Genomic DNA, 10,862 nt, shown 5'->3' on the forward strand with positions numbered 1-10,862 from the left:
AACGCGGCGTTTATCGGCGCCGGGTTCATCGGCAAAGTTCAAATTGCGCAAATCTTGCGCCTTTATCCGAAAGTAAAGATCGCGGGATTGGCCGAGGCCAATCCCGCAGCCGGGCAGGAAATTGCGCGGGAATTCGGAATAGAGCGCGTGACAGGCGATTATCGCGAACTATTGGACGATAAAAACATTCAAGTCATTCATAATTGCACCCCGAATAATCTGCATCACAAGATAAACAAGGAAGCTTTGGAATGCGGCAAGCACGTTTTCTCGGAAAAGCCCCTGGCGCTCACGGCCACCGAGGGAATTTTTCTCTCTGAACTGGCGGAAAACAGGCATTTGGAGGCGGGGGTTAATTTTTGTTACCGCTTTTACCCCGTTATTCAGGAAGCAAAGGAAAGGATAAAGAACGGCGAAATCGGGGAAGTGTTTTCGGTGATGGGGTACTTCCTGCAGGACTGGCTCTTGTTCAATACCGACTATAACTGGCGCTTGACGCGCGAAAGCTCCGGCAATTCATATATAATGGCCGATCTTGGCAGCCACTGGTGCGATTTGATCCAGTTCGTCACCGGCCTGAAAATCACCAGTTTAACGGCTGACCTGCGCGCCATTCATCCTGTCCGGAAAAAACCGAAATCCGGAGCGCTCACCTTTGCCCGGCAGACGGCTAAAGACATGGTGGACGTCAAATGCGACCTTGATGATTATGGCGCTCTATTGCTGCGCTTTGACAAGGGGGCGCGGGGCGCCTTCATGACCAGTTCCCTGTGCGCCGGACGCAAGGTGTCAATTGACCTGCAGATTTACGGTTCGAAACAATCCCTTTCCTGGAACCATGAAAGATCGGCCGAATTATTGGTCGGCAACCGGGACAAGGCGAATGAAATTTTTATCGAATCGCCGCTTCAACAGAAAGAAGCAACCCGAAAATACGCCCTTCTGCCCTCCGGCCATCCCATGGGGTACCACGACGCCTTGTTCAACCTGTTTTCAGATTTTTATGGCGCGGTTGAAAAAAACATGTCCGGCGAAAAAGCGGCCGTAAATTACCCGACTTTCAAGGAAGCGGCCTATGAGTTGAAAATCGCCGCGGCGGCCGTAAAAAGCAGCCGGGAAGGCCAGTGGCAGGAAATCAAGTAATCCAGAAGGCAGAATTCAGTAGTCAGCAGTCAGAATAAAAGACCGAACGCAAAAAATATGATAACAAGATTAATTCCTCATGTGGGCGCGGCGGCGCTGGCCAGCCCCCTTGAAGTCGGCGCTGACCGGGCGGAACAGACGGCGGCTGATCTCGGCCGCTTGTTGGAATCCGCCGGCTGCAGTGTCGTGAACGGCGGATCAATAAAAAACGCCGAGCAGGCGCGGCTGGCCGGAATGAAGTTCGCCGAGAAGCACGTTTCATCCGTGGCATTGGCGCCGACAAGCTGGTTCGAGGATTATCTTGCATTGGATATGCTGGAAGAATGCAATGTTCCAATCCTGTTCTGGCCTTTACCCGGCATGGAGACCGGCGCACTATGCGGCACACAGCAGGTTGGATGCTATCTGCGGCAGTTGGAAAAACCATTTCAGGCGGTCTTCGGCGAAATCAGGGAGGGAACGCAACTTGACCGGTGTATGAGTTTCCTGCGGGTTTCCGCCCTCAATCATATTTTGCGCCGGGCCAGGATCGGCATGGCCGGCCAGCATGTGCGCGGGATGACGTATGTCGGCGCAAACGAAATGGCGTTGAAAAAGACTTTCGGGTGCCGGGTTGTGCCGGTGGATATGGTTGGCTTGCTGAAAAACTCCCGCGCGGTTGATACGAACCGCAAAAAAGCAATCTGGGAAAATGTCAGGAAAAACGCGGCGCGCTCGTCAGTTTCCGATGAAGCCGGGTTGGACTCCGCCGGCGTTTATCTGGCGATAAAGCAAACCGTTGCCGAGGAAAATCTTTCCGCCATGGCCTTCGGCTGTTATCCGGATTTCATGGGCTGTGCCTGTCTCGCGGCTTCTTTGTTGGCTGATGAAGGCGTTCCAATTGCCTGTGAAGGCGATGTCAACGGCGCATTGGGTATGCTTATTTTGCAGCATTTAACCGGACAGCCGACGCTCAATACCGACTGGCTCGATCCTCTGCCGGATGGCAGCGTGGTATTTAGCCACTGCGGCTCATCTTCCCATTCGCTTGCCGCCGACAAAGAAAACATTACGTTTGCGAAAGTGCGCCTCGCAAATCAGGGTGTCTGTTCGTTGTTTCCCGCCAAAACCGGTCCGGTCACGCTGGTCAGCATTCTACCGAAAGGCAATGGTTATCAAATGGCGGTTTTGGAAGGCGAAGCCTTGCCAACCGATATGGTTTTCCCCGGCAACCCGTTGCGGGTGAAATTCAATGCTTCCGTTGGGGATGTGATTGACTGGATATTTTCGGAAGGCATCGGTCATCATTGGATGGCCGGATACGGCCATCTTGGCGGAGAAGTCATGAATCTTGCGGAAATAATCGGTCCTGCGAAAAACCCGCAAAATGCCCCGCGGCTTGCCGCGGGGGGCGAATGCATCTATTTCTCTGGCCGCGATAGCTTTTAAATGAAAGGAATATCATCATGGTTTCGTCGAAGCCGGTGCCGCTTGGCGGGAAGAAAGTTGCTCCCAAATCCGATCAAAAAATGTTTAAAGACAGGATTATTTTAGGCGCGCAGTATTTTCGCATTGTTCCGCCTTCCGACGAATGGGTTCATGATTTCAAACGTTTTCGCGAAATCGGCCTTGACACGGTCAAGATTGAACTGATTTGGAACCAGATTGAACGCCGGCCGGGCATGTATGTGTGGGACGAAATAGACGAATTGATGGACAAGGCACATGCCCAAAAACTGAAGGTATTGGCCACCTTGCCGATGGAGACCGTGCCTGATTATGTTGTGCGCGAGGCGGATGCCAGGGTGGTTATCGCGTTAGGCAAGGAGGCCCGGCGGGAACTTCCGATCCAGCGTTATTTGGGGGGCGTCATTCGCGGCTGTTGCTGCTGGGACGCCCCGCAATTGAGGAAACGCATGGCCTTTTTTGTAAAGGCGGCGGTCAGCAGATACCGCAACCATCCAGCCCTGCTTTGCTGGGACGTGTTTCAGGAGGTGGACATTCCGGAGTGCGCCTGTAAAAATACGACCAAGCTGTATCAGTTGTGGCTGAAGGATAAATACCGCAACATAGAGGCGTTAAACAGGATTTTCGGGGAGCATTATTCTTCATTTAAAGAAATAGAACCGCCCTATAACATGAGCTTTGAGGGGCAGGCCTTTCTGGCCTATACGCGTTTCATGACCGATTGCCTGGCCGGCAGAATAAAGTGGCTTTATGGTTTGGCCCGGTCATGCGACAAAAAACATCCCGTGATCGTGCATGCGCATTCCGGAGCCCTGTGCTGCATGGATGACTGGGAAATCGCCAAACAGGTTGATTTTTACGGGACATCCATGCATGAGCTTTTGTATGAAGCGATGCATGCAAATCAGGCCTTATTTTCAAAGGCGGTCGCCCACTTGGAAATCATGCGTTCCATGTCGCGGGCTGATAATTACTACTGGGTTTCGGAGTTATCGTGCGGAGCCGCGTTCGGGGGGCCCGGCACGCACAGACGTTTGAACGAAGGCGAACTCTTTTTCAATCTCTGGACATGTCTGGCACATGGCGCCAAGGGCATATACCTCTGGCAGTTTAAGCCGGAGGGTTTTTTTCACTGGGAAACACCCTATGCATGGGGTCTGACCGCCCTGAACGGGGCGGAAACTTTCCGTATCAGAGAATTTAAGTTGTTTCAAAAAGTGGTCCGCGATCATGAGTGCCTGTTTGCTTCCATGAGGCCGGTAGCCGGCGACTCTGCCGTTTTATATTCTCCGGATTCGCATACGACCTGTCTTGCCAAGGGATGCTTTTCCTATCGGGCCGCTTTTTTTGGGGCGGTCAACCTGCTTTGGGTTAATAACATTCAATTTGATATAATCAGATACGCAGAAGAGATCAAGGGATACAGGATCATATACTGCCCCATGCCGTGGCTGCTTGGTCAAGCGTTTATTTCGGCTTTGATTGCTTATGCTGAAAACGGCGGCACTGTTATCGCGGACGGTGGATTCGGACGCTACGACGATAACAACTGGCTTTCGCGGGAGACACCAGGCGGCGGTCTTGCGGCAAGGCTGGGCATGGTGGAAACCGATTTCACATGGCTGGAGGAGAAAGCGGTATTCAAGCTCGGTAATGGAAAAAAAATGTTCGGATGCCAGGAAAGGGGCTGGCTGGATGCGGGAAAAAACAAGGTGCTGGCAAGGTATGCGGATAATAACGCAGCGGTTGTGGAATGTTGTTGCGGCCTCGGTAAATTTATTTTTACCGGGACCTCGGTTTCCTCCTGTTACGAGAAAAGCACGGACGTAAAGACGGCCGCGGAATGGGTCAAATTTTGCGGCTTCAAGCCAAGTCTGAAAATAAAACCGCACGGCAAAGTTACCGGACGCATTCAATGTGCCGGCGGCGTTTCAGTTGTCTTTCTGTTCAATCACGGGTTTGAGCGGGTTTCCGCTTCATGCCGGCCGGGATTCGGGTTTAAAAAAGCAGAGGTTCTTTGCGGCGAAAACATTTCGGTGAAACACAGCCGGGAATTCGGCGCCTCTTTGCCGCCCAAGGGCGTGACCGTGGTCAAGTTGACTTGAACAAAGTTACACATTATTGAAAGGAAGAATCATGATGATTTCCAGGAAACCATTGATTATGGCGGGCGCGCTTATTGTCACGATGCTGGCCGGCCAGCCATGCCGAGCCAACGGTTTATTGATGAACTCCGGCTTTGACGACACATCGGCCGCTGTTCCGCCATCAGGCTGGAAAATTACCGAAAACACCGGTGTCTGCAAGGTCGTAGACAACGACGGATACAGCGGAAATCAATGCCTTCGTTTCAGAACCGAAAGTCCGGCCAGAATTGCGCCGGTCATGCAGGAATTTGACTGCCTGCCCGACCATGACTATGTGCTTTCAGCTTGGTTCAAAAGCGCCGGAGTTGCAAAACCGGTTGTTTGCGTGAGAACTCCGTTCCAAAATGCTCCGATTCTTTCGCGGATCGGCGGGGAGAAAAATGAGAAATGGTGTTTCCAGCATGAAACGTTTAACAGCGGCACAAATAAGCAGCTTGATGTTGTGGTTTACGCAGATGTTGCGGCACTTACCAACGGTTCCGTGCCTGCCGGAACATCCTGGATAGATGACGTTAACGTTCGGGAGACGGCTGAATTTACGCGTGACAGCGAAAACATCCGGGCAGACGCCGACACAAACCTGTTCAACATGGCGCGCGGCAAGCCGTATGATTTTGAGCCAAAACCGAATTATTCTGCCGACAAAGACGACGCAACCCAGTTAACCGACGGAGAATACACGCGGGGATTTTTCTGGGAACAGAAGAGCACGGTCGGCTGGAAAAACGCGTTTTGCACCACGATCACCATTGATCTCAAAAATATTGAACCGATCTGCGGTTTGTCGTTCAACACTGCGGCCGGCACGCTGGAAGTCAAATGGCCTCTTGCCATTATGATTTTTACCAGCGATGACGGAAAGAGCTTCAATTACACTGGCGATCTGATTGAACTAAGTCGGGGCAAAGGACTGCCGGCCTCGGATAAATACTCGGCACATCGTTATATTACGCGCACCCTGGAAACCAGAGGGCGTTACGTTCGCCTTGCGGTTGTTGCATGGGTGTTCCGTTCCCCGAATTTTACGTTCTGCGATGAAATCGAGGTTTATCGGGGGCCGAAATCGTTGCTTGAAAAACCGGCCTCGGGCGAACGGGTTGAAAACGTCCGGGATTTTTGTCGCGTTAAAATCGGAAGCTCTTTAGTGCGCAAGGCCTTGCTGCAGGACCTGGATTCAATCAGTAAAAACATGCTGCAGAAAAAAATAACCGCTAATCAGCGGCAGGAGATGGCAACTGAACTGCGCGCTCTGGAAGAGGAGGTCAAAACAACGGAATTTTTTTCTGTGGACGCTCCCGGCTATCGCGCCATTGCGCCGCTTAACGACCTGCACTCCAGAATGCTGAAAATCAATGCTGACCTTCTAAGGTTGAGTGGATTTCCGCCCATCGCGGCCTGGCACAAGAACCGTTGGGACCCCCTTTCAGCCGTTGAAACGCCGGGGCAGGTTCCGCCAGCGCCGCCAAATCTACATGTTGATATGATGGACAACGAATACCGGGCCGAGGTCGTTAATTTGTTGAACACCACGAAGAACGATTTGACCGCGCTGCTTACAATTGAGGGCTTGCCCGAAGGCCGCAATCCAGAATATGTTGCGGTTCATCAAGTTGAATATGCGGGCACCCAAACGGGTGAAATGATAGCGGACCCCCTGCCGTTAGCAAAACAGGTTGAAGCCGGCTGGCTGATTGATCTGCCTTCCGGCATGACGCGCCAGGTCTGGATGAGTTTTCATCCGGTTGGGGTAAAGCCCGGAATCTATAAGGGTGAAATCCGTGTCCGGCCTGCAAATGAATGCGGGATTGCGGCGCGTATTGCCCGATGGATTTTATCAGGCTTTAATCAAGGGCTGCGAGTGCCTCTGACCGTCAGCATCCATCCCTTCCGGTTCCCGGATAAACCGCGTCTTTCACTGAGTATGTGGGATTACACACACAAACCGTACGTGACCTACGCTCTTACGGAAAGCAATGTAAATATCGCGATTGCCGATCTGCGCGCGCATTTTGTTGACACGCCCTGGGCACATCGCGCCGCGGCCTGCTGGCCGGAAAAGGAGGATTTTGACCAGGATGGCAATCTGGTCAAACCGCTGCGCACAACCGGATTTGACAATTGGATCAGGGACTGGAAGGACAGCAGGAATTATTTCATCTTCCTTGGGATCAACGCCAATAAGTTCGATTTTGCCGGAGAAACAATGGGCACGCCGCGGTTCAACAAAATGGTGCGGAGTTGGGCCGCCGCTTTTGCGGCATATGCCGCAAAGAAAGGAATATCGCCGCGGCAAATCGGGCTGCATCCGCTGGATGAGCCCGGCGAGCCGGAAGAGTACCGGATAAACACGGTTTGGGCTGAACAAATCAAAGCCGGCGCGCCCGAATTTGTGCTTTTTACGGATGCGTCCACTTGGGGCAAACGCTGGGAAAAACGCAGCCCGGAATTCGAAAAAATGCTCGCTGGTTACGACATTTTCTGCCCTCTCCGTCCGTCTTATCACGGAATGGATGAAGCCAAACAACAAATTCTGCGTTCGTCCGGCTCCAAGGCAAAACAGCTCTGGTTTTACAGTTGCATAGGTCCGGCGCGCCTTTTTGACCCCTATTATTACCACCGGCTCCAGGCCTGGCAATGCTGGCGCAACAATGCGGTCGGCATGGCATTCTGGAATTATTGGAATTCTTATCCCGAATCGGGATGCTCGGCTTGGAATGAGTTCATGGCCGCGCATGAGAGTTTCGGCGTTGTGTACACCACGCCGGATTCCGTAACCGATGGCAAGCATTGGGAGGCTGTGCGCGAAGGGGTGGAGGATTACGAGTATCTCGCCATGATGAGGGATCGCATCGCGGAATTAAAGGCAAAGGGGATTGATGCGCCCGATATTGCTGACGCCGAACGTTTGCTCGCGGCCGTGGCGGATGAAACGGCCCCCGGATATTATGATGCACGCCTGCAGAACTGGTCGGATTTCAAGGACAGATCCGTTGCCGACCGCGCGCGGACACGAGTGCTCCGGGCGTTGACAACCCTTAAATGCGAATCGCGGCAAGGTAATAACAATTAACGTTGTGCCAGAAGTGTAAATGAGCTAAATTTATCTTCAGGGGAGGAATACATTTTATGACAATTCAACAAAAGACTTTTACAACGAACTTCTCCGTTTGGCTTTTTTTGCTCGGATTGTTTTGCCGCACGGTAACATCTTTTGCTGCCGAACATTATGTGACTCCTCCCGGCGGCTATGGCGCGAACAATCCCCCCTATACCAACTGGGCCGATGCGGCAACGAACATCCAATGGGCTGTGAGCGCGGCGACAAACGGCGAAACCGTTTATGTGACGAACGGCATTTACGCCCTGACCAACCAGATTTTGATAACCAATGGGATAATATTGAAAAGCGTAAACGGCTATACCAACACGACAGTTTTGGGCAACGGTTCCAACCGGTGTTTTTATGTGGCGGGAGGTATTGGCGGATGGCCGACCATTGACGGCTTTACGATAACTAACGGTTATGCGCGTTCCAATGATTATAGCGGCAACGGCGGCGGCCTGCAGGTCAGTTCCGGAAATGTCTATAACTGCCTGATTACCGGCAACAGGACGGACAACCTATCCACCAACACGATTTGGGGACAGGGCGGCGGGGGCGGCATGAATTTGGAGGGCGGTTGCACGGTTTTGACATGTATCATAAGGGGGAATTACGGTCGCTATGGCGGAGGCGTTCACGCGAGAGACGCGACCATTTGTATTTCCAATTGCATTATTTCGGAAAACACCGCTTATTTGAATGGTGGCGGGATAATGGGTTTGGGGTTTTTAAAAAAATCCACTATTATCAGCAACAATGCGTCTTTGCAAAACGGCGGTGGAATATACACAACCCGGGAAATGTTTATTACCAACTCTGTCGTTGTTGAAAATTATGCCGCTGGGAACGGGGGTGGAGTTGCGTTGTTTAACGCTTTCACGATGGATAATTCCAGTATCAGCCAAAATGTTTCCAAAATAGACGGAGGCGGTGTTTATTTAAGTTCTAGTTCTGCGTATATGGCGCCCGAAATTAGAAACTCCGTGATAGCGGATAACGCGGCAAGCAATTCGGGGGGTGGTTTGTATTTTTACAATGGCGGCATTGCCAAACAGTGCCTGATAGAAAAGAACGCCATACGTCCATCGTCCGGCTCGGGGTGTAATGGCGCGGGCGCATATTTGTTAAACATAGTAAACAATACCGGTTATGTTGTTTCCTGTACGATCGCGAGCAATTCGGGCGCGCAATTCGGAGGCGGGATCGCGGTTTCAGGCACAAACAACAGTTATTGCGTGTCAAATTGCATAGTGTGGAAAAACATCGCAACCAATACGGACGGAGGAAATGATATAAAAGACATAAGCGGACCGACCAATCGGAATGCGTTCAATTTCACCTGCGCGAGTTATACAAATTTTCCCCCGGAATCTTGGAATATTACGAACGACCCGCAATTTGTCGACATTACTGGCGGTAATTATCGTTTGAGCGCAAACTCTCCGTGTGTTAATTCGGGCTCTAATCAGGACTGGATGACAAATTCGTTTGACCTGGATGGACGCCAGCGCATCCGTTACGGAACCGTGGATATGGGCGCCTTTGAGCACATCCACGGGGGAAGCATTTACACCTTTCATTAATTTGAAGATTTATCCGCAACTGAAACAAGGGGGCAAACTTGAACAATCGCGACCGTTTTTTTAATATTTTAACCGGCGGACAGATTGACCGCACGCCATTTTTCCCGGATATTGCAAGCTGGTATGTTTACACCCGCCAGCCGTTCGGAACCGAGGCGGCCTTTGGTCCGGGGGATTATATACCGGATGACAGCGCATTTAACAAAAAGGAGAGCCGCTTAAAAGGGAAGGCGGCTAAAATGACCTTCCTTGATTTTTACCGGACACACGATTGGGGACTGCCGGTTCATTTGTATAAGTGGCGCAACACCGAATACCTGAACGGCATAGAGGTGATGGAGAAAAAAACCGGTGAATTCAAAAGCCGGACTTATAAAACGCCCAGGGGCGATTTGCAGAAAACCTGGCAGCTGGCCGGCGACGGCTCATGGGCGCCGCAGCAGCATCTCATCAAGGAGCTGAAGGACATTGAAATTTACAAGTATCTGGCGGAGAACTGCCGTGAAATCCCGGATGAAACCGCCGTCCTTGAATTTTACGGGGATACCGAAGGGTTCGGAGTGTGCGACACGGTCATTAACCGTTCGCCGTTCGGCAAACTCGTGCATGAGTTGATGGGGTTTGAGAGGGTGGTCTACGAGCTTTATGACAACGAAAAAGTCATTCATGATTTGTTGAGTTTTCAGGAATACCTTGATCTGGCCCTGATTGAAAAAGCGGCCGATTATCCCGCAAAAATCGTCTGCATCTCGGACCATGCCGACGAGAATCTGATATCGCCCGCTTATTACAGAAAATACTGTATTCCTTTTTATCAGAAAGCCTGCGCAATCCTTCACAAAAAGGGCAAGTTTGTCTCAACGCATCTGGACGGCAATTTCAAGGGGTTTTTCCCGGTTATAAGGGAAACTCATTTTGACCTGCTTGACGGCTGCACGCCCGCGCCAATGTTTAATTATGAGGTGGAAGAGCTGGCCGCGGCGGCCGGAAAGGACCTGCGCTGCTATTGCGGCGTGCCTTCAACGCTTTTCACCCAGAACCTTCCGGAGCATGAAATCACCGCCTTCGCAAGGCGTATCATGAAAGCCTTTAGTAAGCGGGTAATATTAAACGTGGGCGACGTCCTGCCTCCGGACGGCGATATTGATCTTGTGATTGCAGCCGGACGGACAACCATGGCTGGCTGACAACAAGGATGTTCTAAGGGACAGCCCTTAAATATTAAATATATTTGCGACAACCGGTCGGAAACCTTGTCGTTCTCAAACATGCGCGACCGTATTTTCCCCAACTCCTGGAGGCCTTTTTCCCGGTTTATCTCTTTCGTTAATTTCCACCAGCACGAGCCTCTCTTCTCCAAGTTGCACTCCTGATACAAGTTGGGATGCCACGTGGCTGATACATACGACCTGCCGTCCCTGAAACTTTCCGAAATCGCCT

Annotated in this window: 6 protein-coding genes; all 6 read left to right on the forward strand. The window is 51.6% G+C overall.

The genetic code is table 11. The features are described 5' to 3' along the window. On the forward strand, positions 1-1,143 hold a 1,143-nt coding region (locus PHP98_09995), incomplete at its 5' end, for a Gfo/Idh/MocA family oxidoreductase (protein ID MDD5483957.1). A gap of 57 nt (positions 1,144-1,200) precedes the next feature. Continuing rightward, on the forward strand, positions 1,201-2,571 hold the full coding sequence (locus PHP98_10000; protein MDD5483958.1) for a hypothetical protein: 1,371 nt from the start codon (positions 1,201-1,203) through the stop codon (positions 2,569-2,571). A 17-nt stretch (positions 2,572-2,588) separates the two neighbouring features. Then, the gene (locus tag PHP98_10005) at positions 2,589-4,694 is read left to right on the forward strand and encodes a beta-galactosidase (protein ID MDD5483959.1); all 2,106 of its coding nucleotides are present in this window, start codon (positions 2,589-2,591) and stop codon (positions 4,692-4,694) included. 31 nt (positions 4,695-4,725) lie between these two features. Beyond that, entirely contained in the window at positions 4,726-7,806 is a 3,081-nt protein-coding gene (locus PHP98_10010) for a hypothetical protein (protein MDD5483960.1), read from the forward strand. A gap of 56 nt (positions 7,807-7,862) precedes the next feature. After that, complete coding sequence (locus tag PHP98_10015; GenBank protein MDD5483961.1) at positions 7,863-9,422, forward strand: choice-of-anchor Q domain-containing protein; 1,560 nt, start codon at positions 7,863-7,865, stop codon at positions 9,420-9,422. 38 nt (positions 9,423-9,460) lie between these two features. After that, positions 9,461-10,609: a uroporphyrinogen decarboxylase family protein gene (locus PHP98_10020; protein MDD5483962.1), complete on the forward strand. Its 1,149-nt coding sequence runs from the start codon at positions 9,461-9,463 to the stop codon at positions 10,607-10,609. The last annotated feature ends 253 nt before the right edge of the window (positions 10,610-10,862 follow it).

Source organism: Kiritimatiellia bacterium, from assembly GCA_028715905.1.
GTDB lineage: Bacteria > Verrucomicrobiota > Kiritimatiellia > JAAZAB01 > JAAZAB01 > JAQUQV01.